General features: G+C 37.3%; 24 protein-coding genes. 1 reads left to right on the forward strand and 23 read right to left on the reverse strand.

Features of this window, described 5'->3' with window-relative positions; translation table 11 throughout:
- Positions 1 to 165 precede the first annotated feature (165 nt).
- The 22 genes from era to gpr all read right to left on the reverse strand — a co-directional run bounded on the left by era (position 166) and on the right by gpr (position 22,107).
- Positions 166 to 1,071 carry a GTPase Era gene (era, locus tag I6L50_RS27355; protein WP_219303554.1) on the reverse strand — a complete coding sequence of 302 codons (906 nt, stop codon included), beginning with the start codon at positions 1,069 to 1,071 and terminating at the stop codon, positions 166 to 168.
- Positions 1,064 to 1,462 (reverse strand): cytidine deaminase, encoded by a 399-nt coding sequence (locus tag I6L50_RS27360; protein WP_113935594.1) that lies wholly within the window; start codon positions 1,460 to 1,462, stop codon positions 1,064 to 1,066. Before I6L50_RS27360 ends, era begins: the two co-directional genes overlap by 8 nt.
- 99 nt (positions 1,463 to 1,561) lie before the next feature.
- On the reverse strand, positions 1,562 to 1,915 hold the full coding sequence (locus tag I6L50_RS27365; RefSeq protein ID WP_219303555.1) for a diacylglycerol kinase family protein: 354 nt from the start codon (positions 1,913 to 1,915) through the stop codon (positions 1,562 to 1,564).
- On the reverse strand, positions 1,912 to 2,382 hold the full coding sequence (gene ybeY, locus I6L50_RS27370; RefSeq protein ID WP_002088675.1) for an rRNA maturation RNase YbeY: 471 nt from the start codon (positions 2,380 to 2,382) through the stop codon (positions 1,912 to 1,914). The genes I6L50_RS27365 and ybeY overlap by 4 nt, the downstream gene beginning before the upstream one ends.
- The gene (locus I6L50_RS27375) at positions 2,379 to 4,523 is read right to left on the reverse strand and encodes an HD family phosphohydrolase (protein WP_002015188.1); all 2,145 of its coding nucleotides are present in this window, start codon (positions 4,521 to 4,523) and stop codon (positions 2,379 to 2,381) included. Before I6L50_RS27375 ends, ybeY begins: the two co-directional genes overlap by 4 nt.
- Before the next feature lie 196 nt (positions 4,524 to 4,719).
- Complete coding sequence (locus tag I6L50_RS27380) at positions 4,720 to 5,679, reverse strand: PhoH family protein (RefSeq protein WP_002015189.1); 960 nt, start codon at positions 5,677 to 5,679, stop codon at positions 4,720 to 4,722.
- 3 nt (positions 5,680 to 5,682) lie between these two features.
- Complete coding sequence (yqfD, locus tag I6L50_RS27385) at positions 5,683 to 6,882, reverse strand: sporulation protein YqfD (protein WP_002015190.1); 1,200 nt, start codon at positions 6,880 to 6,882, stop codon at positions 5,683 to 5,685.
- Between the two features lie 249 nt (positions 6,883 to 7,131).
- On the reverse strand, positions 7,132 to 7,425 hold the full coding sequence (gene yqfC / locus I6L50_RS27390; RefSeq protein WP_002067170.1) for a sporulation protein YqfC: 294 nt from the start codon (positions 7,423 to 7,425) through the stop codon (positions 7,132 to 7,134).
- 107 nt (positions 7,426 to 7,532) lie between these two features.
- On the reverse strand, positions 7,533 to 7,976 hold the full coding sequence (locus I6L50_RS27395) for a GatB/YqeY domain-containing protein (RefSeq protein ID WP_000054578.1): 444 nt from the start codon (positions 7,974 to 7,976) through the stop codon (positions 7,533 to 7,535).
- A gap of 15 nt (positions 7,977 to 7,991) precedes the next feature.
- Positions 7,992 to 8,165 (reverse strand): 30S ribosomal protein S21, encoded by a 174-nt coding sequence (gene rpsU / locus I6L50_RS27400; RefSeq protein WP_000048061.1) that lies wholly within the window; start codon positions 8,163 to 8,165, stop codon positions 7,992 to 7,994.
- 466 nt (positions 8,166 to 8,631) lie between these two features.
- Positions 8,632 to 9,984: a tRNA (N(6)-L-threonylcarbamoyladenosine(37)-C(2))-methylthiotransferase MtaB gene (gene mtaB / locus I6L50_RS27405; RefSeq protein ID WP_002138376.1), complete on the reverse strand. Its 1,353-nt coding sequence runs from the start codon at positions 9,982 to 9,984 to the stop codon at positions 8,632 to 8,634.
- 6 nt (positions 9,985 to 9,990) lie between these two features.
- Positions 9,991 to 10,740 (reverse strand): 16S rRNA (uracil(1498)-N(3))-methyltransferase, encoded by a 750-nt coding sequence (locus I6L50_RS27410; RefSeq protein WP_113935596.1) that lies wholly within the window; start codon positions 10,738 to 10,740, stop codon positions 9,991 to 9,993.
- Between the two features lie 145 nt (positions 10,741 to 10,885).
- Positions 10,886 to 11,824, reverse strand: coding sequence for a 50S ribosomal protein L11 methyltransferase (gene prmA / locus I6L50_RS27415; protein WP_002138379.1), 939 nt, complete (start codon positions 11,822 to 11,824; stop codon positions 10,886 to 10,888).
- 28 nt (positions 11,825 to 11,852) lie between these two features.
- Positions 11,853 to 12,959 (reverse strand): chaperone protein DnaJ, encoded by a 1,107-nt coding sequence (gene dnaJ, locus I6L50_RS27420; protein ID WP_002015197.1) that lies wholly within the window; start codon positions 12,957 to 12,959, stop codon positions 11,853 to 11,855.
- A gap of 202 nt (positions 12,960 to 13,161) precedes the next feature.
- On the reverse strand, positions 13,162 to 14,997 hold the full coding sequence (gene dnaK / locus I6L50_RS27425; RefSeq protein WP_002015198.1) for a chaperone protein DnaK: 1,836 nt from the start codon (positions 14,995 to 14,997) through the stop codon (positions 13,162 to 13,164).
- A gap of 26 nt (positions 14,998 to 15,023) precedes the next feature.
- Positions 15,024 to 15,590, reverse strand: coding sequence for a nucleotide exchange factor GrpE (gene grpE, locus I6L50_RS27430; RefSeq protein ID WP_002138384.1), 567 nt, complete (start codon positions 15,588 to 15,590; stop codon positions 15,024 to 15,026).
- A gap of 114 nt (positions 15,591 to 15,704) precedes the next feature.
- On the reverse strand, positions 15,705 to 16,721 hold the full coding sequence (hrcA, locus tag I6L50_RS27435; protein ID WP_002067157.1) for a heat-inducible transcriptional repressor HrcA: 1,017 nt from the start codon (positions 16,719 to 16,721) through the stop codon (positions 15,705 to 15,707).
- 133 nt (positions 16,722 to 16,854) lie between these two features.
- Positions 16,855 to 17,994: a radical SAM family heme chaperone HemW gene (gene hemW / locus I6L50_RS27440; RefSeq protein WP_219303556.1), complete on the reverse strand. Its 1,140-nt coding sequence runs from the start codon at positions 17,992 to 17,994 to the stop codon at positions 16,855 to 16,857.
- Positions 17,995 to 18,045: 51 nt separating this feature from the next.
- A complete protein-coding gene (locus I6L50_RS27445) occupies positions 18,046 to 18,420 on the reverse strand; it encodes a winged helix-turn-helix transcriptional regulator (RefSeq protein WP_002015203.1) in 375 nt (124 codons plus the stop codon).
- 189 nt (positions 18,421 to 18,609) lie between these two features.
- On the reverse strand, positions 18,610 to 20,433 hold the full coding sequence (gene lepA, locus I6L50_RS27450) for an elongation factor 4 (RefSeq protein WP_002034072.1): 1,824 nt from the start codon (positions 20,431 to 20,433) through the stop codon (positions 18,610 to 18,612).
- Between the two features lie 208 nt (positions 20,434 to 20,641).
- Positions 20,642 to 21,004 (reverse strand): DUF3679 domain-containing protein, encoded by a 363-nt coding sequence (locus I6L50_RS27455; RefSeq protein ID WP_049946676.1) that lies wholly within the window; start codon positions 21,002 to 21,004, stop codon positions 20,642 to 20,644.
- Positions 21,004 to 22,107: a GPR endopeptidase gene (gene gpr / locus I6L50_RS27460; protein ID WP_002088693.1), complete on the reverse strand. Its 1,104-nt coding sequence runs from the start codon at positions 22,105 to 22,107 to the stop codon at positions 21,004 to 21,006. Before gpr ends, I6L50_RS27455 begins: the two co-directional genes overlap by 1 nt.
- A gap of 180 nt (positions 22,108 to 22,287) precedes the next feature.
- Between gpr and rpsT the strand changes: the two genes are divergently transcribed.
- Positions 22,288 to 22,545 carry a 30S ribosomal protein S20 gene (gene rpsT / locus I6L50_RS27465; protein WP_113935599.1) on the forward strand — a complete coding sequence of 86 codons (258 nt, stop codon included), beginning with the start codon at positions 22,288 to 22,290 and terminating at the stop codon, positions 22,543 to 22,545.
- Positions 22,546 to 22,629: 84 nt separating this feature from the next.
- On the opposite strand, the gene holA is transcribed toward rpsT, so the two are convergent.
- Positions 22,630 to 23,640 (reverse strand): DNA polymerase III subunit delta, encoded by a 1,011-nt coding sequence (gene holA, locus I6L50_RS27470; RefSeq protein WP_113935600.1) that lies wholly within the window; start codon positions 23,638 to 23,640, stop codon positions 22,630 to 22,632.
- Positions 23,641 to 23,806: the final 166 nt, after the last annotated feature.

Below are 23,806 nucleotides of genomic sequence, written 5' to 3' on the forward strand. Positions count from 1 at the left end.
TTTCTCAATAAGCGTAGCCTATAAACCAATTTCTTTTGTTGTTATTAAGTTGACCCATTTTGTTCATTTTCATGTGAGAAAAATTTTTCCTAATTTATCAAGGTTCATAAAAACCAATAATCAGCGGATGAACAAAACATCCACTGATCACAACTTTACTTCATATTAATACTCGTCTTCACGGAAACCAAGGTCACGAAGCTGTGACATCTTATTACGCCAATCTTTTTGCACTTTCACCCATACTTCTAAAAATACTTTAGAACCAAGAAGTGCTTCAATGTCAAAACGAGCTCTCTTACCGACTTCTTTTAACATCTTCCCTTGCTTACCTATAATAATTCCTTTTTGTGATGCACGTTCAACAACAATCGTTGCGTTTATATAAACCGCTCCGCCCTCACGCTTTTGAATTGCATCAATAACAACCGCTACAGAATGCGGTACTTCTTCACGTGTTAAATGTAATACTTTTTCACGAATAAGCTCTGAAATAATAAATCGCTCTGGATGATCCGTTACTTGATTATCCGGGTAATATTGCGGTCCTTCTGGTAAATACTTTTTAATTGCTCCGATTAACGCTTCAACGTTATTACCGTCCAATGCAGAAATTGGCACAATCTCCGCGAAATCATATAATTTACGATATTGATCAATCAACTCCAGCAATTGCTCTGGATGAAGTTGGTCAATTTTATTAATTACCAAAAATACCGGTTGTTTCGTTTCTTGTAATTTCTCAATAATAAATTCCTCACCACGACCATATCCTTCAGTTGCATTGACCATAAACAAAACAATATCAACTTCTTTTAATGTCGTTTGAGCCATCTTCACCATGAAATCGCCTAGTTTATGTTTAGGTTTATGTATTCCTGGTGTATCAATGAAAACTACTTGTGAATCATTTTCTGTATATACACCTTGAATTTTATTACGAGTTGTTTGTGGCTTATCGCTCATAATGGCAATTTTTTGGCCAATAATACGATTTAAAAATGTAGATTTCCCAACATTCGGTCTGCCAATAATAGAGACAAAACCTGATTTATAACCTTTTCTATTCATGTAAATCCTCCGCTAAAAATGCTCCTGGTAACAATTCTCCGACTGTTGTCTCTTGAACATCACCATGTAAGTTTGATAGGTATACTTTCGTATCCTGTTTACATAATTCTATCATAACTTGTCGACATGCTCCACAAGGAGGTACTGGACGCTTTGTATCCGCTACGACTGCAATAGCTACAAACTCGTTATCCCCTTCAGAAATTGCCTTAAATAACGCTGTTCTTTCTGCACAGTTACATAAACCATATGATGCATTTTCAACATTACATCCACGATATATTTTTCCATCCTGAGTTAGTAAAGCTGCACCTACTTGAAATTTAGAATATGGTACGTACGCTCGTTTACGCGCTTCGGTTGCTTCTTGAATTAATTGTTCGCTATTCATATTCCCGCATCCTTTCCGTTCATAGATGTGAATAGATACACTCTTTCATTAAAGGCCTTCACGGCGCTCCCAAAGCTTAATAAAAGCTTCGGAATGCAACTATACCATATACGGTAAAAAGATAATAGCACCAATTACAGCAGCTATAATTGCAAATAATAAAACTGCCCCTGCTGCAACATCCTTTGCAATTTTTGCAACCGGATGAATATCGACGGTTGCTAAGTCTACTGTTTTTTCAATAGCCGTATTCACCATCTCTAAACTCATTACAATCCCTATCACAATAAGTACGACAACCCATTCCATTGTTGTAATATGGAAATAAAAGCCGCAGCATATAACGATGACTGCGGCTAAATAATGAATTTTCATATTTCGTTCATGACGAAGACAAAAGTATATACCAGCTATAGCATATCCAAAACTATCTAAAAGTTTTCCTGTTTTCATCGTCCTAATCCAAAGGCCTCTAAAATTTCTTTTTGTCTTCCAAACATTTCTTTCTCATCTTCTTCTGTCATATGATCATAACCAAGCAAATGCAAAAAGCCATGTAGTGCTAAAAACCCAAGTTCTCGATCAAAAGAATGTCCATATTCTTCAGCTTGTTCTTTTGCTCTCGGAATAGAAATAATAAGATCTCCTAACATACGCGGCATCTCTGCACCGACAATTTCCATTTCGCCTTCTCCCATTTCTTCCATAGCAAAAGAAATAACGTCCGTAGGCTGATCCTTATCTCGGTAATCACGGTTTATTTCACGAATACGTTCATTATCTACAAATGTAACCGATAATTCTGCACCTTCTTCTATGTTCTCCATTTGGGCTGCTTTCTCTACTAAACCTCGAATCAAACTTATATATTCGTCTTTCACTTCTTCTGTTTCATCAATAAAATCAATTAATAAACTCATTCTTTCTCCTTTTCTTCCGGCGGTTCCGGATATGTAATACGGGAATGGAAAATACCATTTAACGTTTCACATAACGTTTTTCCAACGATTTGTAGTTCCTTAAATGTCAAATCACATTCACTAAATTGACCATCTTGCAGGCGATCTTTAATAATACTTTGCACTAAATTATTAATCTGATCTGGTGTTGGATGGTTCATCGAACGTACCGCCGCTTCCACACTATCAGCAATACCAACGATCGCCGATTCTTTAGAAGTTGCTTTTGATCCTGGATAGCGGAACATTTCCTCCGTATATTTCTCTTTATCTTCTTTAATCGCATTATAATAAAAATATTTAAGTAACGTTGTACCATGATGCTGTCCAGCAATATCGATAATTTCTTGAGGTATATGGTGTTCTTCTAACATTCTCACCCCATCGGTTACATGAGCAATTATAATATCTTTGCTCGTTACAGGGTCTAATCTATCATGCGGGTTTTCAATCCCCATCTGGTTTTCAATAAAAAACTGTGGTTGTACCGTTTTCCCTACATCATGATAATACGCCCCTACACGCGCTAATACTCCATTTGCTCCAACTGCTTCACAAGCAGCTTCTGAGAGATTAGCTACCATTACACTATGGTGATATGTACCTGGTGCTTCTAATAAAATTTTACGCAAAAGCGGGTGATTCGGACTTGAAAGTTCCATCAATTTCATACTCGATACAATCCCAAGACCACTTTCTAAATACGGTAAAATCCCCATAGCTAGAACAGAAGAGATAATACCCGAAACAGCAGCCATTAATAATTGCACCCCAATTTCAAGAGGCGAAAAATTCCCGTTACGTAATAATAGCAAAGCCGCTAATACGACTACATTTAATACAGAAACGAGTATACCAGCTTGTAAAATCATCGTACGACGATTTTTTTCTCTCAAGAAAATACTAACTGATAATGAACTTAATAAAACATAAATCCCCACACTATAATTCAGTGTACTCGTTACACCTTCATTAAACATAATACTTCCGCATACAGAAAAGATCATACTCGTTAAAAATACAAATCGATCACCAATCATTAATTTTACAAGTATTGTTCCCATTGCAACTGGAACAACATACGCGATTCCTGCATACTCAAGCTTTTGAAACAAACTAATGATTTTCATTAAAACAATCGTGATAGACAAAATTGTAATATACGCTAAGACATACGGCCTATCTTCTCTTTTACGCTGTAAAAACACTTCAAACTGCTTATGCATAAAGTACAATAGCACACCAATGAGTACCGCTAACCCAACATAGGGTTGAAAACTGTTCCCTTTTTCTAACAGGCCAACTAATTTCAACTGATTGTACATATCACTTGAAATCGTTTCACCTTCTCTAACAAGGACTTGCCCTTGAAGAATATAAACAGGTGGAACTAAATCTTCTTCCGCTTTTCTCTTCTCTTTTGTTAAGGTCGGATCATAAAAATAGTTTGCAGAAATCGCATATTTCCCTAACGCCTTAATAGATTCCTTTAAACCATTATCAACATTAACACTATTCATCTCACTTACATATCGTTCCTTCGCATCCTTCAATTCATCCATTTTAACATGCTCAGTCATGATACTATTAATAGCTGTAACTGTTGCATCTTTCGCTAATACTAATTGGTTCGAATCCGCATTAATTAAGTTTAGTAAGTTTGAATCAGATAATTCTTTCGTTAAATCAGTAGGCAATTTTTTTTTCAACTTGTCCACTTTTTCAGCATCAGTAATCTTTTTTTGCTCATCCGGTCCAACCGCTTTAATCTCTTGTATCACTTCATCTACTTTAGCAAAGACGTCATTCACAATATCCACTTTATTTTGTTTATACTCACTTTTATATGTATATTGATCTTCAACTTTTGTAGCGGCTTCTTTTTTCTTTTTGTCCGTTGTAACTTTATCTTCAATTTTAATAGGAGAATGGATTGTTTTTTTCGCAATAGAATATGTTGTAACATCTAATTGCTCTGGTTTTACATTATTCATAAGTGCAAAAAACAGCACTGCCCCTAATAAAACGTAAGAAATCCAACTTAGTTTTTTCGAATGTTGTAAATTACGAAACCACTTAGAAATTTCTTGAGATCTTGACATGATTTCAATACCTTCTCCTCTCCAGAAATAAAGTGAAACTATTTATAGCTTTCATTTCTTCTAGGTAACGATACTTTTCGGACAACATTTTTATCCACTCTCACCTATAGTTTATTTCCCTCGTCTTTAATGATAGTAAAAAATATGTCATTCGCCAACCTTATCATACAAAAAGAAATGATCCTGACAAATAGGATCATTCCATTTTATCATATGCCTCAATAATACGTTGCACTAACGGGTGTCTCACAACGTCCGTTTGTTCCAATGTAATGAACGAAAGACCTGATACACCAGATAAAATATTAGCAGCAATAGAAAGACCTGACTTTACCCCTTTTGGCAAGTCTACCTGTGAGGGATCCCCCGTAATAACCATTTTAGAACTAAAACCTAATCGTGTTAAAAACATTTTTATTTGAACACCAGTTGTATTTTGCGCCTCATCTAATATAACAAATGAATCATCAAGAGTACGCCCTCTCATATAAGCAAGAGGTGCAATTTCAATTACACCACGTTCCATCATACGTTGTGTATATTCTTGTCCAAGAATATCATGTAACGCATCATATAGTGGACGTAAATACGGATCTACTTTTTCTTTCAAATCACCTGGTAAAAACCCTAAGCTCTCTCCAGCTTCTACAGCAGGTCTTGTTAAAATAATTTTCTTTACATACCCTTGCTTTAAAGCTCTCACAGCCATTACTACGGCTAAGTATGTTTTTCCTGTCCCAGCAGGTCCTATCCCAAATACAATATCATTCTTTTTCATTGCATGAATATATCGTCTTTGCCCCATCGTTTTCACACGAATGGATTTACCTTTTGCCGTTTTAAAAATTTCCTCTTCATATAATTCTTCGAATTGAGCAATTTTCCCTTGTTGCCCAAGCTGAATCGCATACGCAACATCTCTTTCCGAAATTGATACACCTTTACGGATAACAACAAGTAACTGTTGTAAGATTTTTTCTACGAGCACCACAGTTTCATCTGCCCCAGATACACGAACAGATTCTCCTCTAGTCACAATCGATACACTAAGTTCTCGTTCAATTACTTTTAAATGAGCATCATTTACCCCAAAAAGAGCGATTGCTTCGTTGGGGTTTTCCAATTGTTGGTTCATTTCTACTAATTGTTCTGCCATTACTCAGTCTCCTTGAATATCGGATTCAGATATTGGTTGTGGCTCTGCAATATTTTCAATCACTGTATAATGTAATGTGACCTTTAGGTGATCCGCCTCAACCTCTTTACTCAAAATGTTATCACTTACAATCATAGCATGTTCATCCAATTTTTTCTTCAGTTCTTTTTCTGCCATCTCTTTCGCTACTTTCATTGCTTGTTTTTCGGTATATTCTCGGTTCGCTTCTTCCTCTTCTCGTACAATATCTTTCTCGTATGCAATTGGTAATGTAAATCCAAATAATTTCACATCATGTTTTACACTTTCAGTACGAGAGCGCTTATACTTATCCTGTAGAAATCCCCATATTTTTATTTTAGTACTCCCAAATTTAAGGAAATATTCATTGTATGAATTACCAGTATACACTTGAAATTGTGTCTTTAACGGAACATCCACCTCAGATTTATACCACGTTTCTCCATATACAATCCCTTTAGCCGAAACAACTGTCGGATTCTCCTCATTACCATACATCCCGGATACGAGAAGTTGCCCCTTTTCTACATGGTCATTTTTCATGACAACCGGCTTCCCAACTTCCACAAATGTTTTTGTAATAATCCCTTCTTTTTTTGCTACTAAGTTTTGTGGCTGTTGTTCACTTTCTTTTTTCGGCTCATTTTTTTCAACAATCTTAAAATGATATGTTGTCCCTCTTATTTCTAATCCCGCCCAAGTAATCGCATTAATATTGTCTGTCAAATGACGTTGAACATCTTCTACACTCGGCATTTGGAATTGTAATTTACCTTTTTTTATACCCATTTTGTCCAATTCTTTCATCAATATATATTCTGTTTCAGGTTTTGCTCCTGTAATTTCAATTTTCCACACCATATTTGACAATGCGATCATTCCGAAAAAAAATATTAAAAACCCAATTAAAAATCCACTATTTTTAATTACACGCTTATTCCAAAAAGGAAAACCGTAACGTCCAATAAAATATAATTTACATTCATTTTTTCTATAAATTGGTTTTATCTTTTTCACATCTCGTAATAACATACAAAAAACTAACGTTTCATCAGCTATCTTCTTTACATCCCAAACGAGTAATTTCTTCCGCACACACTCGTTAACAAAGCGTTCCGCTCCTCTACCTTCAATTCGCACCTTTACATACCCAAGCCATTTTATAAACCATTTATTTTTCATCGACTATCTCCACTACCTTTCTAAAAGTAGATACACTACTTTTCAATTCGATTATCAAACTAGCTCGTACTAAAATTTTAATTAGCAGATTCCTTGATCCTCACTAATTATTAACCTTCACGAGCCAGTTTTTTACGTGGAACTCAATTCCCACCTATCCTCTTTGTACGAACCGAATATTGAGTCCAGAACGTTACCGCCTGTTAATACAAGGTAACGAAGAAAAACTTCACAAACGGAAGTTTCTCCTCACTCCTCTTTCTTTTCATTTTCTAAAAACGTCACTTGTTCAATAATCCCTTCAAGCAACAGTTCTTCTGGAAGGATTGTTTTAATAACAAAGGATTGACCTTTAATTAATAATTGACCATGTTTCAATAGCAATCTTACCTCTTTATCTGAAAACACTAATAATCCTCGATGATTTTCTATATAGATATGTACTTGCCCAACAAGCGTGATCCGAGGTAGATCCATTAACACATCCACTGGCAGGTCTATTTGCTTCGTTAACCAATTCTTCATTTGTTCTATTTTTTTCATCTCAAAAGACCCCCTCTCATCCCATATGTATGAAAAAAGAGCTTGTAATATCACGTCCAAACTGAAAAAAGCATAAAAAAACGTCTCATACGAAATGAGACGCTTTTTTATGCTAATAGCTGGATAACCAGCTTATTCACAAGTGATCCGTCTGTTTTACCTTTTACTTTCGGCATAACAGCAGTCATCACTTTACCCATATCTGCTTTAGATGTAGCACCAACTTCAGAAATAACTTGCTTAATTATATCCGCTAGTTCTTCTTCTGTTAATTGCTCCGGCAAATATGCGCTTAAAATCTGAATTTCACTTTGCAGTTTATCAACAAGGTCTTCACGACCAGCTTTTTTAAATTCAAGGAGGGAGTCCTTATACTGTTTTACTTCACGAGCTAAAACTGTTAATTCCTCTTCTTCAGTAAGAGTATGTTGCAGTTTAATACCTTCATTTTGTAAAGCAGCCTTAACCATACGAATAACGGTTAATTTTTCTTTTTGTTTATTCTTCATCGCTTGTTTCATATCATCGTTTAAACGACCGAGAAGACTCATAACTTACACCCTCTCTTAGAACTTACGCTTTCTTGCCGCTTCAGATTTCTTCTTACGTTTTACACTTGGCTTTTCATAAAACTCGCGCTTTCTTGCTTCAGCAAGTGTACCAGTTTTAGAAACCGATCTTTTAAAACGGCGAAGTGCATCCTCCAAAGACTCGTTTTTACGAACGACTGTTTTTGACATTCTCTTTCCCTCCCTCCGAAACATCACACTTACATACTAATTTCAGCATGCAAAAAGAAACCCTTCTTCAGCATGTCTTTTACGATTATAATACATTTTATCACTTCAGGTCAACTATTTGGCAGAATAAAAGAAGAATAGATGCCCTTACCTGTTCAAAAGCTATGTAGATAGCTATTATCCTTTTCCCCTGAAGACAACTATATTTTTTATCATTACACCTTTTTTAATACAAGAAAGCATTAAATAACTACTCATTCAACGTACCTGCCTTTTCAGTACTTAACTTCTCCACAAAAAAAAAGAAAGCATGCAAATCGTTTTCGTTTGCATGCTTTTTTATCCCGCTATTTGCCAGGACAGTAAGACCCCCACCTCAAAATTCAGCGAAAGCAAAGAACTTAGGCGGGGGTCAGGCTGATAATCAGCGGGGATGAACAACCACCCCACTGATTAAAGTTTCACTTTATGCGCTTGCTGATTCTTTTTTTACATCATCTTCAAGAACACGAACAAACTGCGCTTCGTTATATGGATAACCAGCTTTTGTAATTTTCACTTTTACTAGCTTACCAATCAACTCTTCAGATCCTTCAAACACAATTTTTAAGTAGTTATCTGTATAACCTACATATAAACCTTTACGGTCACCATCTTTAAATGTCTCTTCCGGAATGATTTCAAGTACTTCACCTTCAAATCTAGAAGCATACTCTTTCGCTAATTGATTTGATAGCTCAATTAGACGGTGAACACGATCGTTCTTCACGTCTTCAGGAACTTGATCTTCCATACGTGCTGCTGGAGTACCTGTGCGTTTCGAATAAGGGAAAACGTGTAATTCAGAGAAACGATTCTCTTTAATGAAATTGTACGTTTCCATGAATTCCTCTTCTGTTTCGCCTGGGAATCCAACAATTACGTCTGATGTAATCGCAAGACCTGGTAACGCTTCTTTCAAACGATCTAAACGCTCTTGGAAGAATTCCATCGTATACTTACGGCGCATACGTTTCAATACAGTATTAGATCCTGACTGTAATGGAATATGCAAGTGACGTACAACTACTTCTGATTTATCTAACACTTCAATTACTTCATCAGAAATTTGACTCGCCTCAATAGAAGAAATACGAAGGCGTTTCAATCCGCCTACTTCCGCTTCCATATCGCGCAGTAATCCAGCTAAGTTATACTCTTTTATATCTTCACCGTACCCACCTGTATGAATACCTGTTAATACGATTTCTTTATAGCCCGCATCTACTAATTGCTGCGCTTGTTTAATAACTTCTTTTCCATCACGAGAACGCATTAAACCACGCGCCCAAGGAATGATGCAAAATGTACAGAAGTTATTACAACCTTCTTGTATTTTTAAAGATGCACGTGTACGGTCCGTGAAATATGGTACATCGAGCTCTTCATATACACGTGTTTTCATAATATTGCGGACAGCATTAATTGGTTGACGCTCTTTACGGAATTCTTCGATGTATCCTAACATCTTCTCACGATCTTGCGTACCAACAACAATATCTACACCTGGAATCGCCATAATTTCCGCTGGAGATGTTTGTGCATAACATCCAGTTACACAAATTACCGCATCTGGATTTTGACGTACAGCACGTCTAATTACTTGACGGCTTTTTTTATCTCCAGTATTCGTTACTGTACATGTGTTAATAACGTATACATCAGATTTTTTTTCATATTCAGTTCTTTCATAACCACCTTGTTTAAACAATTGCCAAATCGCTTCTGTTTCATAGTGGTTTACTTTACAACCTAACGTGTGGAACGCAACAGTTGCCATTGATTATCACCCCATCAATTCAAAATGATAAGAAGCGGCACTTAACGCATAAAGCGGAGCCGTTTCTGTTCTTAAAATTCTTGGTCCTAAACTACATGGTACAAATTTATGTTCACGAAGTGCGGTTATCTCTTCCTCCGCTAAGCCGCCTTCTGGTCCAAATACAATCAGCAGCTTTTGGCCTGGTTTAACCGTCGCTAAAGCTTTCGCAAAATTAGATTTCTCACCTTGTTTCGCTTCTTCTTCATACGCAACAAGACAAACATCATACTCGCTACTCATCGACAGCAGTTGTTTAAATGATGAGGGAACGTGTACTTCTGGAATTTCACTTCTATGCGATTGTTCCGCAGCTTCTTTTACAATTTTTTTCAAACGCTCAACTTTTTTATCTGCTTTTTTCGCATCCCACTTTACAATAGATCGAGATGCTTGAAATGGTAAAAATGCAGCTGCCCCAAGCTCAGTTCCTTTTTGAAAAATTAACTCTAGCTTGTCTCCTTTCGGCAGTCCACTTGCAATCGTCACGAACACAGGAAGTTCGCTTGACGCCTCTACCCATTCTACAATAGTGGTATCCACAAATTCACTGGTAATTTCAGCAATTGAACACTCTGCTGTTTTACCATTTACACAGCAATAAATGTGGTCACCAGCTGACATACGCATCACTCTTGCGATGTGATGGACATCATCACCCATTATGCGAATACTTGTCTCATTTACATATTTCTCTTCTACAAAATAACGTTGCATATAATCACCTTAGTAGAGTTTCGTTCCTTTCGTAAGTCAATACTTACGAAAAGAACGAAACGTTATCATTTTCATATAACAAACGGCAAGTCCCTCACCTTATACAGTGAGAGACTCCCCTGTTCTTTATAGACTAAAATCTATATTACGCATTTCGTGCAATAATTGCTACCCAATCTTCCATTCGAAGTACTTCTTCAATTGAAAATCCAGCTGTTTCTAACGCTTCAGAAATTACTTTTTCTTTCGCTCCAATAATACCAGATGTAATAAATAATCCACCTGGCTTCACAACTCTCGCTGCATCTTCAGGGAATAGAAGAATAATTTCCGCTAGTAAATTTGCTACGATTAAATCAACTGGGCCTTCAATACCTTCTAATAGACTATTCTGTCCAACATTGACAATGTCATCTGTTTTATTTAAGCGCACATTCATTTCTGCACTTTCAACTGCAACTGGGTCTAAATCATACGCTTGAACAGAAGCCGCACCTAATTTTGCCGCAGCAATACTAAGTACCCCCGAACCTGTCCCCACATCAATCACAGTATCACCTGGCTGAACCGTTTTTTCTAACGCACGAATACACATCGTCGTTGTGGGATGTGTCCCTGTACCAAACGCCATACCTGGATCTAATTCAATAATTTTTTCATTTGGAGAAGACGGTGTATACTCTTCCCACGTCGGCACAATTGTGAATGTATCAGAAATTTGAACTGGATGATAATACTTCTTCCAAGCAGTAGCCCAATCTTCCTCATCGACTTCATTAATTGTAATAGTTCCTTTACCAATTTCGATGTCGAAAGATGGTAGTGCATCAATAGATGATTTTACACCTGCAACTGTTTCGTGTAAAGAATCCGTTTGTGGGAAATATGCTTTTACCAAAACACCCTCACTTGGATATTCATCTGGGTTAAGTGCATAAATCTCACCGTATTGTTGCTTGCGCTCTTTCGTCAACTCCGCTGGGTCCTCAATCGCAACCCCGCTAGCGCCTGCTTCATGCAAAATATGAGAGACAGCTTCTACTGCTTCTTCTGTTGTATGAATACTAATTTCTGACCATTTCACAATTTACCAACTCCATTTTTTATTTCCATTATTCCCCTTTGAAAGCACGTTTAAGCTTTCTGAATAAGCTATCATCCTGCTCTTCTTGCCCTGCAAATTCACGCAATAAATCTTTTTGATGTGAAGTTAATTTCGTCGGCACAACAACACGAACGACTACATATTGATCTCCTTGACCATATCCACGTACGTTCGGAGCACCTTTTCCTTTTAAGCGGAATTCTGTTCCTGTTTGTGTTCCTGCTGGAATTTTCAGCTTCACTTTGCCATGAACGGTAGGAACTTCAACTTCCGCACCAAGTGCCATTTGCGCAAATGTTATTGGCATTTCGCAAATAATGTGATCCCCTTCGCGTTCAAAGAATTCATGATTTCTCACATGAACAACAACATATAAGTCACCTGCCGGTCCGCCATTTACGCCTGCTTCACCTTTTCCAGATACACGAATTTGTTGACCATTATCGATACCCGCTGGAATTTTAACATTGATTTTTTTACGTTTACGAACTTTACCAGAACCATGGCATGTCGTACATTTCTCTTTAATCATTTGACCTGTTCCTGAACAATGTCCACAAGCTTGACGGTTTACAATACGCCCAAATGGTGTATTTTGTTCTACACTTACTTGCCCTGATCCTGAACAATGTTTACATGTTTCTTTTGAAGTCCCTGGTTTTGCTCCACTACCCTTACAAGTATCACATGGATCCTCCACTGGAATCTCAACGTTTAATTCTTTACCAAAAATAGCTTCTTCAAACTCTAAAGTAACTTGATATTGTAAATCAGCACCTTGACGTGGAGCATTCGGGTCACGACGTCTTCCGCCGCCACCGCCAAAGAATGAACTAAAGATATCTTCGAAACCGAAGCCACCGCCGAAGTCTCCTCCGCCACCGAAACCTTGATTCGGACCCGCGTGACCAAATTGATCATACTGCGCACGCTTTTGATCATCGCTCAATACTTCGTATGCTTCTTGTACTTCTTTAAACTTTTCAATTGCATTTTCTTCTTTACTTACGTCTGGATGGTACTTTTTAGCCAAACGACGATACGCTTTTTTAATTTCATCTTTTGAAGCGCCCTGGCTAAGTCCAAGGACCTCATAATAGTCTCGTTTATTCATAAATTTGCAACCCCCGAATCTTTCACATAAACGTAATTTTAACACCGAAAGAAAGTGCTTTGCAACAAAGTTTCCTCACTTACAGTATGCAAAATAAAAAAACTAAGATCCTCGCACATTTCTTCTTATTCGTGAAAAAAGTCAAAGCCAAGGCACGCTTGACTTTGACTTTTTGTCATCTTACTTATTTTATTTCACTGTATTACTTGTCTTCTTTTACTTCTTCAAACTCAGCGTCTACTACATTGTCTTTTTTTGCGCCAGCGTCTTGTGCTCCTTGTGCACCTTCCGCTTGCCCTGCAGCCGCTTGAGCTTGCTCGTATAATTTAACAGTTAATTGTTGTACGATTTCTTGAAGAGCATCTTTTTTCACGCGGATTTCTTCAAGTTCGTTTTTCTCGATTGCCGCTTGTAATGCTTCTTTCGCTTCCGTTGCTTTCGCTACTTCAGCTGCATCTACTTTACCTTCTAAATCTTTTACAACTTTGTCTGTTTGGAATACAAGTTGGTCAGCTTCGTTACGAAGTTCAACTTCTTCCTTACGTTTTTGGTCAGCATCAGCATTTGATTCAGCTTCTTGTACCATACGATCTACTTCTTCATCAGAAAGACCTGAAGAAGATTGGATTGTAATAGTTTGCTCTTTGCTTGTTCCTAAGTCTTTTGCACGTACGTTAACGATACCGTTCGCATCAATATCGAATGTTACTTCGATTTGTGGAATTCCACGTGGTGCTGGCGGAAGGTCTGTTAATTGGAAACGACCTAACGTTTTGTTGTCAGCTGACATTGGACGCTCACCTTGTAGTACGTGAATGTCTACCGCTGGTTGGTTATCAGCAGCTGTTGAGAATACTTGTGACTTACTTGTCGGAATTGTAGTGTTACGCTCGATTAGTTTCGTGAACACACCGCCCATAGTTTCGATACCTAAAGAAAGTGGAGTTACGTCTAATAATAGAACGCCCTCTACATCACCAGTAAGTACGCCACCTTGAACTGCAGCACCTAATGCTACAACTTCATCTGGGTTTACACCTTTGTATGGCTCTTTACCAGTTTCACGTTTAATTGCTTCTTGTACAGCTGGGATACGAGTAGATCCACCAACAAGGATAACTTTATCTAATTCGCTTGGAGCAAAACCAGCGTCTTTTAATGCACGACGAGTTGGCTCTAATGTTCTTTCAACAAGACCAGCTGAAATTTCTTCGAATTTAGCTCTTGTTAACGTTAATTCTAAGTGTAATGGGCCAGCAGCTCCAGCACTAATGAATGGTAATGAAATTTGTGTTTGTGTTACACCAGAAAGATCTTTCTTCGCTTTTTCAGCTGCATCTTTCAGACGTTGAAGTGCCATTTTATCTTGGCTTAAATCAATGCTATTTTCTTTTTTGAATTCAGCTACTAAATGATCGATGATAACTTGGTCAAAGTCATCTCCACCAAGACGGTTGTCACCAGCAGTTGAAATAACTTCGAATGTGCCATCTGCTAACTCAAGGATAGATACATCAAATGTACCGCCACCTAAGTCATATACTAAGATTTTTTGCTCTTCATCTTGTTTTTCTAAACCGTAAGCAAGTGCTGCGGCTGTTGGTTCGTTAATGATACGCTCAACTTCTAAACCAGCGATACGACCAGCATCTTTCGTTGCTTGACGCTCTGCATCGTTGAAGTATGCAGGTACTGTAATAACAGCTTTCGTTACTGTTTCACCTAAGTATGCTTCAGCAGAAGCTTTTAAGTTTTGTAAAATGATTGCAGAAATTTCTTGAGGTGTAAAATCTTTACCTTCAACTTCTACTTTGTAGTCTGTACCCATATGACGTTTAACAGACATGATTGTATTTGGGTTTGTAATTGCTTGACGCTTCGCAACTTCCCCAACTTGACGCTCTTCATTTTTGAAAGCTACAACAGAAGGTGTTGTACGGTTTCCTTCTGGATTTGGGATAACCTTTGGTTCTCCACCTTCCATAACAGCTACACAAGAGTTTGTTGTACCTAAGTCAATACCGATAATTTTACTCATGGCGATTCCTCCTACTTTTATGTAAATTATTGATTTACTTTTACCATTGATGGGCGAATCACACGGTCTTTTAGTTTATAACCTTTTTGGAATTCCTCCACAACCGCGTTTGATTCAAATTCACTGTCTTCGACTTGCATAATAGCTTGGTGCTCATTAGGATCAAACTGTTTACCAACAGATTCAATCGCTTCAACACCTTCTTTAGTCAGCGCTTCTAGCAATTGACGATGCACCATTTCCATACCTTGTAACAAGGATTTCGTTTGCTCATCAGTTGTTTCCACTTGCATCGCTCTTTCAAAATTATCAAGAGCTGGCAAAATATCTGAAACTAAACTTTGTGCTCTATATTTTTCAGCAGCCTGTTTATCCATTTGGACACGGCGCTTATGATTTTCAAAATCAGCTTGTAGACGTAATGTGCGACCTTCCGTTTCCGTTAGTTTCGCTTGTAACTCATCTACTTTTTCTTGTAAAAGAGCAGCCTCACTTTTTTCTTCTACAGCTTCTTCACTGTTTTCTGGCGTGACAGCTTCTTCAACTTGCGCTTCTTTCACTTCTTCTACCACTTGTTCGTTACGCTCTTCCACAATTTTCACCTCCTTAAAAGGTATTAGGTATCACGCTTAGCACGATTACCTAAGCATTATATATTACACACAGCAATGAGAATCTCATCACTTGAGCGAATGTATTACTCTCATTTACTTTTTAAGTCCGTCTGTAAATTGTCTTGTAAATAACTGCAACAAACTAATTACACGAGAGTATTGCATTCTCGTCGGACCTAAAATCGCAATTGTTCCTAGTTGCTCTTCTCCAATCGAATATGTTGCAGAAATTAAACTACAATCTTCCATAGCTATTGAAGAATTTTCCCTACCAATTTTCACTTGAATACCAACTTGTTTATGACGCAAAATATCATAAAACTCAGCTTCGTTATCAATCATCGTCAGCAAGGATCTTACTTTTTGAATGTCATGGAACTCTGGTTGCGAAAGCATATTTGCTTTCCCTCCAAAGTATATCTTTTCCGATAAAGGAACTTGAAATGTACCATCTAACATTTTTATTGCGCTATCGTAATTATGAACATACCCACGCAAGACTGTAACAATCTCTTTAAAGATTTTATTATGAAGTTCTGCCATAGGTATACCAGATAGCTTTTCATTTAAAATATTAACCATTTTTTCTAAATCTGATAAATCAACAGATTCCGGAACGGTAATCGTTTTACTTTGCACATGCCCTGTATCTGTTACAATAATAGCGACTGCTGTTTGACGATCAAGCGGTACAATTTGTACATTTTTAAGTTTATTTGTGCTCAATTTCGGACCAAGAACAATGGCCGTATAATTCGTAAGCTCTGATAAAATTTGAGCTGATTGTTGTGCAATTTTTTCTGCTTCAAAAATTCTTTCAGCAAATAAATCTTTAATTTGTACAATTTCATCGGTCGGTAAGTTTTGCGGCGCTAAAAGATGGTCTACATAAAAACGATACCCTTTTTCAGAAGGAACACGCCCAGAAGAACTATGCGTTTTTTCAATAAATCCTAGTTCTTCTAAATCAGCCATTTCATTTCGAATAGTAGCTGAACTAAACGTAATTTCATCTTTCTTAGCCAACGTCCTCGAACCAACTGGTTGCGCTGATCCAATAAAGTCATCAACAATTGTTTGTAAAATTAAGAGCTGACGTTCCGTAAGCATCTCATCATCACCTCTGTTAGCACTCTTTGTCTTCGAGTGCTAAATCTATTAATAACTTACCAAAATTGACATTCAATTGTCAACGGAAACGTCACGAAATAACGAAACTTTTTCACGCTTATGGCACATTTAATTAATCAATCAAAAATGACTGGAATACTTCATTCCCTAATAGTTTCCCTTTCCTCGTTAAACAAACATGTCCATCTCTGTTTTCAAGTAATCCTTGTTCTTGATTACTTTGTAACTGCTTTGCAAAAACATGATCCATCTCCACATTAAATTTCTTTTGGAATTCTAGCTTAGAAACACCTTTTGTTTTTCGAAGTCCTAAGAACAACTCTTCTTCCATTTTTTCTTTCTCTGTCACTGAGTGAACATCTAAATACGGAAATCCTGTCTCATCAATTTTAGTGAAATATTGCTTGAGCGGGCCTACATTTTGAATTCGTTCCCCGTTCACATAGCTATGCGCTCCAGCTCCAAATCCATAATACTCTTCATTATTCCAGTATGTGAGATTGTGTCTACTTTCATTATTACCTTTTGAGAAGTTACTAATCTCATACTGGTTATAACCATGTTTCTCCATTTCATCCATTACCATTTCGTACATTTTCGCTTCATGGTCTTCACCTGGAAGTCTTAATTTCCCTTTATTCATTAAGTTATAAAATACGGTTTTCGGTTCCACAATTAAGGAATATGCCGAGAAATGTTGTACACCAAGCGTAAAGGCAATGTCTAATGTTTCCTTTACATCTTCTATCGTCTGTCCTGGCAGAGCATAAATTAAATCTACATTAATATTTGTAAAACCGACTTCCTGCGCTTCTCGAATTGCTACGAATGCATCTTCTCTCGTATGCCTGCGTCCAATCTTCTCAAGTAGCTCATCACGAAACGTTTGCACACCAAAACTAATTCGGTTTACTCCACCTTCTAGCAATACGTTCAATTTCTCTTTCGGTAAATCACCTGGATTCGCTTCAAATGTTAATTCACAATTCGGCGCAAATGGACGCAAACGACGGTTAATGATGTCGAGTAGTTTTTTTGTCTGTTCCATATTTAATGCCGTCGGAGTTCCTCCGCCAACAAAAATCGTTTTCATACTTTCAAACGGTACTTTTTGAACCGTATTTATTATTTCTTTCTCTAAATATTGTAAGTATCGATCAACCGGTTGGCGTTCAATAAATACTTTATTAAAATCACAATAGTGACAAATATGCTGACAAAACGGAATATGAATATATGCAGCTTGTACCAAATATAACTCCTACCTTTCTAAAAAGAAAACCTCCGCACTCCGGAGGATTCTTTACTTCTCTACTGTATTACGGATTTGTTCCATTCGCATTTTTCCCCAATCATACATCATTTCAACGATCGGTAAAAGCGACATACCTAATTCCGTCATATAGTACTCAACACGCGGAGGAATTTCCGGGTATACCGTTCGATCAACAATCCCGTCCTCCATTAACTCTTTCAATTGATTTGACAACACTTTATGAGAAATGCTCGGGAACAGACGTTGCAATTCACTAAAACGATGCGGACCTTCCACACCTAAGTGCCACAATATCACAACTTTCCACTTCCCACTAATTATAGAAAGCGTCAGTTCCTTTTCGCAATTAAAATTACCTTTTTGTATTTTCTCTCGAATATCTTTTCGAATATTTTCGGACATTAATAGTCTCCTAACTCTATATCAATCACTAAAAAGCTCTCTCACTATTGTAAATGAGAGATGCTAAGATGTCTAAAAAGTAGCATATAAAAAAGAAGCCGAACGAACGGCTTCTACTTTTATCACGATTGGTGCGGGCTAATAATTAGCGAAGAATAGAAAAATCTCCACTAATTATAGTTCACTCCATTAGTTATCATCCATTTTCAGTACAGCCATGAATGCTTCTTGCGGCACTTCTACAGAACCAACAGACTTCATACGTTTTTTACCTTCTTTTTGCTTATCAAGAAGTTTACGCTTACGAGAAATGTCACCACCGTAACATTTTGCAAGTACGTTTTTACGCATCGCCTTAATTGTAGAACGAGATACAACTTTATTTCCGATAGTCGCCTGAATTGGCACTTCAAACTGTTGTCTTGGAATTAATTTCTTTAATTTCTCTACAATTACTTTACCACGGTCATACGCTGAATCACGATGTACAATAAATGATAAAGCATCCACTTGTTCATTATTTAAAAGAATATCCATTTTCACAAGTTTAGATGGTTTATAACCAATTAACTCGTAGTCAAATGATGCATATCCTTTCGTATTTGATTTCAATTGATCGAAGAAATCATATACGATTTCTGATAACGGGATTTCATATGTCAATGTAACACGTGTTTCATCTAAATATTGCATATCAATAAACGTTCCACGTTTCCCTTGGCAAATTTCCATTACAGCTCCAACATAGTCATTCGGAACCATAATTGCAGCCTTCACAAACGGCTCTTCTACACGATCGATAGTCTGTGGATCTGGCATATTAGATGGATTATCAACAATAAAATCTTCACCGTTCGTTAAATACACTTTATAAATAACGCTTGGCGCTGTTGTAATTAAGTCAATCTTGAATTCACGTTCAATACGTTCTTGAATAATCTCCATGTGAAGAAGCCCTAAGAAACCACAACGGAAACCAAAACCTAAAGCTTGAGATGTTTCAGGCTCAAATTCAAGAGCAGAATCATTCAATTCTAGTTTTTCTAACGCATCACGCAAGTCGTTATAACGTGCAGAATCGATTGGATATAAACCACAGAATACCATTGGGTTTAATTTTCGATACCCTTTTAACGGCTCTGCAGCCGGACGTTTCGCATGTGTAATCGTATCACCAACACGTGTATCGCCTACATTTTTAATAGATGCTGCCAAGAAACCTACATCACCTACTGTTAACTCGTCACGTTGCGTTGTTTTCGGTGTAAACACACCTACTTCTGTTACTTCAAATTCTTTTCCAGTTGCCATCATACGTACTTTATCGCCAACTTTTACCGTTCCATTTACAACACGGATATATGCAATTACACCACGGTACGGATCATATAAAGAATCGAAAATCATACATTGTAACGGCTCTTCTGAATCACCTGTTGGAGCTGGTACCTTTTCAACGATTTGTTCTAAAATATCTTCAATACCAATGCCAGCTTTCGCTGAAGCAAGTACAGCTTCCGATGCATCTAAACCAATTACATCTTCTACCTCTTGACGTACGCGTTCTGGGTCTGCACTTGGTAAGTCGATTTTATTAATAACTGGTAAGATTTCTAAATTATTATCAAGCGCTAAATATACGTTCGCTAATGTTTGCGCCTCAATTCCTTGCGCTGCATCCACTACAAGAATTGCACCTTCACAAGCCGCTAAACTACGAGATACTTCGTACGTAAAGTCGACGTGTCCTGGAGTATCGATTAAGTGAAGAATATACTCTTCACCGTCTTTCGCTTTATACGTTAGTTGTACTGCATTTAGTTTAATTGTAATACCACGCTCACGCTCCAACTCCATAGAGTCAAGCAATTGCGCCTTCATTTCGCGCTGTGCCAACGCGTTTGTTTTCTCCAAAATACGGTCTGCCAACGTTGATTTCCCGTGGTCAATGTGAGCAATGATGGAGAAGTTACGAATTTTGGACTGTCTTTTTGCTCTTTCTTCTTTATTCATCTATGTTCTCAACTCCTAATAGTCTCGCCAATATACACTAGCACTGATTATATCAATAGAGCAGCAAAGATTCAATGAAAACTCGTGCTGCTTACAATACAAATCACTCTATCTATATCTTATGCGAACAAACCATAAGAGACAAACCTTTTTCAAATTAAAAGACAGCTCTCTTACAAACATAAGACAACCATCCTTCCCGCTACCCTTAACTAAAAATTCCTTTTATTGCCCCAACAACTATATCCGTTCCAAACTTTGTCATATCACGAGCAACACTTGCTATCGCCATACCGATACCTTCTACAACATTAAAACTTCTTAAACTTTCTAACTGTTTTTGTTTTTCAGTAGCCGAAAACGTCTCTCCCGAAATTCCGGGTTCAGCCCCAGCGCCTTCCGTTCCTGTCATATGAGCAATTTGTTCATATGACAGCTGACGATATCCTTTCATACTTTTTAGGCCATGATTAGCAAGTCCCACTCCAGCTATCATCATAAGCAAACATAAGACTGTACCGCATATACATAACAGCGTAAATTGACTCAAGCTATTTCTGCCTCTTTCCATCAATGTGTATATGCCCCTGTATTATCCTGATCAATCTGATGATGCAGCGCTGCATTTAAACCGCTGGCTATTACATTTGCCATATCCTCAATAAACGCATCTACTTCTTTTGGAGTTACCATTAAATTATGACCAAGAGGAGATAACACTTCATAAATTAACTTTCTCTTTTCTTCTTCTTCTAACGTACCAATAGCTCCTAAAAACATATTTCGACTCTTTTCATCTGGCATATCTTCTTCTGTTAATTTTTTCTTTTCTCCAAATGTAAAACCTGCTGGCAATAAAGAGCGTGACGGTTTGTTTCCTTCTTTCAGTTCCCGGCCAAAATGTTTCAAAATAAAATCAATTGTATCACTCGTAATCGAAACAGCATCTACCACAGTTGGCACACCAATTGCGATAACAGGAATACCTAATGTTTCTTTACTTAGTTCCTTACGCTTATTCCCAACACCAGATCCTGGATGAATTCCTGTATCAGAAATTTGTATCGTACTATTTACTCGTTCTATAGAACGAGCAGCTAATGCATCAATTGCGATGACAAAGTCTGGTTTTGTCTTCTCAATAATTCCGTAAATGACATCGCTCGTTTCAATCCCTGTAATTCCCATTACCCCTGGACGAATGGCACTAACAGGTCTAAATCCTTCTTCCACACTTTCAGGCTGCAATTTAAACAAATGTCTCGTCACCAGTACGTTCTCTACAACTATCGGTCCGAGTGCATCCGGCGTTACATTCCAATTCCCAAGACCTACGATTAAACAACTCGCTTCTTTTGAAACTCCAACCTCTTCTAAGAAATAAGAAAATTCTTTTGCAAAAATACGCTCTACCTTTTGCTGAAGTTCCGTATCTTGTTGTCGTATACCTTGCACCTCAAGAGTTAAATAACTTCCAGGTTTTTTCCCCATCGACTCAGATGCAATTTCATCAATAGTTACTTTTGTAATTGTAACTCCCTCTTCTTCCCTCTCTTTTACAATAACTCCCTGTATCCCTTTTTGTTCTTCTTGGCGCTCTTGTAGCATTTGGTGCGCCTCTACAGCAAGGTCAGTTCTAACACTATATTTACTTAAATCTAATGGTTCTTTCATCGTATCTCCTCCGTAATTCATAGTAAATATCGTTAGATTTCCCCAAGTTATATTAGGTCATTCTTTCCTTTACGTGAAATTTCATTGATATACTATTGCAATTCTCTTCACCGTTTGATAGAATATCACTTGTTCTATGTAAGAATCGAGTCATTCGATTGCACCAGGGAGGTGAAAAGTATGGCAAACATCAAATCTGCTATCAAACGCGCTAAACTTAGCGAAGAGCGTCGTTCACATAACGCTTCTATCAAGTCTGACATGCGTACTGCTGTTAAAACTGTAGAAACTTTAGTTACTAATAACGATCTTGAAAATGCTAAAGAAGCTTTCAAAACTGCTTCTAAAAAACTTGACAAAGCAGCTCGTAAAGGTCTTATCCACCAAAACGCTGCATCTCGTCAAAAATCTCGCTTAGCGAAACAAGTAAACGCGTAAGGCGTTTAAAAAACGATCCATTCGGATCGTTTTTTATATACACAAAAAAGTTCACGTACTAAGTACGTGAACTTTTTTGTGTCACTACATATGATTTAACCGCATTAAGAAAAACTCAAGCACAAGTTTCTTATCCATCTTTCCAGTCTTCATACTATAATCAGCTTCCGCCAATTCTATAATAACTTTTTTTAATTCTTCAAAAGAGAAAAACTTCGTTTGATTCATCGCCAACTTTACCCGGTACGGATGTACACCAATATGGGACGCGATTTGATTTTGTCCGTAACCACGCTGTTGCAACTCTTTCACTTGATGTAGCAAGCGGAACTGACTTACTAATAAAGCGAGCAGTTTAATCGGTTCTTCCTGCTGTGTAAATAATCCGTCTAAAATTTGCATAGCACCAGCGATATCTTTTTTCACCACTTTTTCTGTTAAAGCAAACACGTTTTGCTCAACAGATTTCGGCACAAGTTCCGTGACAAGTTTTGGCGTAATTTCTCCGCCCATACCGACGTATAACGTTAACTTGTCCATTTCCTTCGCCAACATTGTTACATTACTTCCCACAAGCTCTAACAATAAACTAACAGCTGAATTATCAATATGCACATGCACCTCATCCGCACGAGAAACAATCCACTTCTGAACATCCTGCACTTGCATCGCATTTGCTTCTATTACATCCGCTGTTTTCTTTAATAGTTTTGTAATTTTTTTTCTTTCGTCTAATTTTTCATAAGGCGCAACAAAAACAAGAATAGAAAAAGGAGATGGCTCCCCAATATATTCTTCTAAAATTTTTATATTTTGTTCTAATTTTTCTTTTTGTGCCGTTAAAAATAGTGGTGATTTTATTAATATAACTTTACGCTCGCCAAAAAAAGGAAGCGTATGCGCATCCTCAACTACATCTTCTAAATACGCTTCTTCCAAATCGTATGTCACAACATTAAACTCTCGATCTTCCTCTTCAAGCGCGTACGTTGTAATAAGCTTTATCGTTTCATTTATAAAATAGGCTTCCGTTCCATACAGTACATACAACGGAGCGAACTGTTTCTTTTTAATCTTCTTATGTATATCACTCATATTTTTTCCTACTCCCTAACTTGGCAATATATATTTATACTAATGCCCTAGCTTTTGTTTTACAAGTACAAAGGGACGGTCTTTATAACCCGCCCCTTTATTTATATAAAACGCCACACAATAAGCCCCGGATTTCTTATTGGTGTGCGGTAATCACCTTCCCTTT

This window comes from Bacillus sp. FDAARGOS_1420 (assembly GCF_019344915.1).
Classification (GTDB): Bacteria; Bacillota; Bacilli; order Bacillales; family Bacillaceae_G; genus Bacillus_A; species Bacillus_A mycoides.

Coding starts and splice junctions, on each gene's coding strand:
- era (WP_219303554.1), bottom strand. CDS start 1,071: ATGAATAGAAAAGGTTATAAATCAGGTTTTGTCTCTATTATTGGCAGA.
- I6L50_RS27360 (WP_113935594.1), bottom strand. CDS start 1,462: ATGAATAGCGAACAATTAATTCAAGAAGCAACCGAAGCGCGTAAACGA.
- I6L50_RS27365 (WP_219303555.1), bottom strand. CDS start 1,915: ATGAAAACAGGAAAACTTTTAGATAGTTTTGGATATGCTATAGCTGGT.
- ybeY (WP_002088675.1), bottom strand. CDS start 2,382: ATGAGTTTATTAATTGATTTTATTGATGAAACAGAAGAAGTGAAAGAC.
- I6L50_RS27375 (WP_002015188.1), bottom strand. CDS start 4,523: ATGTCAAGATCTCAAGAAATTTCTAAGTGGTTTCGTAATTTACAACAT.
- I6L50_RS27380 (WP_002015189.1), bottom strand. CDS start 5,679: ATGGCAGAACAATTAGTAGAAATGAACCAACAATTGGAAAACCCCAAC.
- yqfD (WP_002015190.1), bottom strand. CDS start 6,882: ATGAAAAATAAATGGTTTATAAAATGGCTTGGGTATGTAAAGGTGCGA.
- yqfC (WP_002067170.1), bottom strand. CDS start 7,425: ATGAAAAAAATAGAACAAATGAAGAATTGGTTAACGAAGCAAATAGAC.
- I6L50_RS27395 (WP_000054578.1), bottom strand. CDS start 7,976: ATGAGTCTTCTCGGTCGTTTAAACGATGATATGAAACAAGCGATGAAG.
- rpsU (WP_000048061.1), bottom strand. CDS start 8,165: ATGTCAAAAACAGTCGTTCGTAAAAACGAGTCTTTGGAGGATGCACTT.
- mtaB (WP_002138376.1), bottom strand. CDS start 9,984: ATGGCAACTGTTGCGTTCCACACGTTAGGTTGTAAAGTAAACCACTAT.
- I6L50_RS27410 (WP_113935596.1), bottom strand. CDS start 10,740: ATGCAACGTTATTTTGTAGAAGAGAAATATGTAAATGAGACAAGTATT.
- dnaJ (WP_002015197.1), bottom strand. CDS start 12,959: ATGAATAAACGAGACTATTATGAGGTCCTTGGACTTAGCCAGGGCGCT.
- dnaK (WP_002015198.1), bottom strand. CDS start 14,997: ATGAGTAAAATTATCGGTATTGACTTAGGTACAACAAACTCTTGTGTA.
- hrcA (WP_002067157.1), bottom strand. CDS start 16,721: ATGCTTACGGAACGTCAGCTCTTAATTTTACAAACAATTGTTGATGAC.
- I6L50_RS27445 (WP_002015203.1), bottom strand. CDS start 18,420: ATGTCCGAAAATATTCGAAAAGATATTCGAGAGAAAATACAAAAAGGT.
- lepA (WP_002034072.1), bottom strand. CDS start 20,433: ATGAATAAAGAAGAAAGAGCAAAAAGACAGTCCAAAATTCGTAACTTC.
- I6L50_RS27455 (WP_049946676.1), bottom strand. CDS start 21,004: ATGGAAAGAGGCAGAAATAGCTTGAGTCAATTTACGCTGTTATGTATA.
- gpr (WP_002088693.1), bottom strand. CDS start 22,107: ATGAAAGAACCATTAGATTTAAGTAAATATAGTGTTAGAACTGACCTT.
- rpsT (WP_113935599.1), top strand. CDS start 22,288: ATGGCAAACATCAAATCTGCTATCAAACGCGCTAAACTTAGCGAAGAG.
- holA (WP_113935600.1), bottom strand. CDS start 23,640: ATGAGTGATATACATAAGAAGATTAAAAAGAAACAGTTCGCTCCGTTG.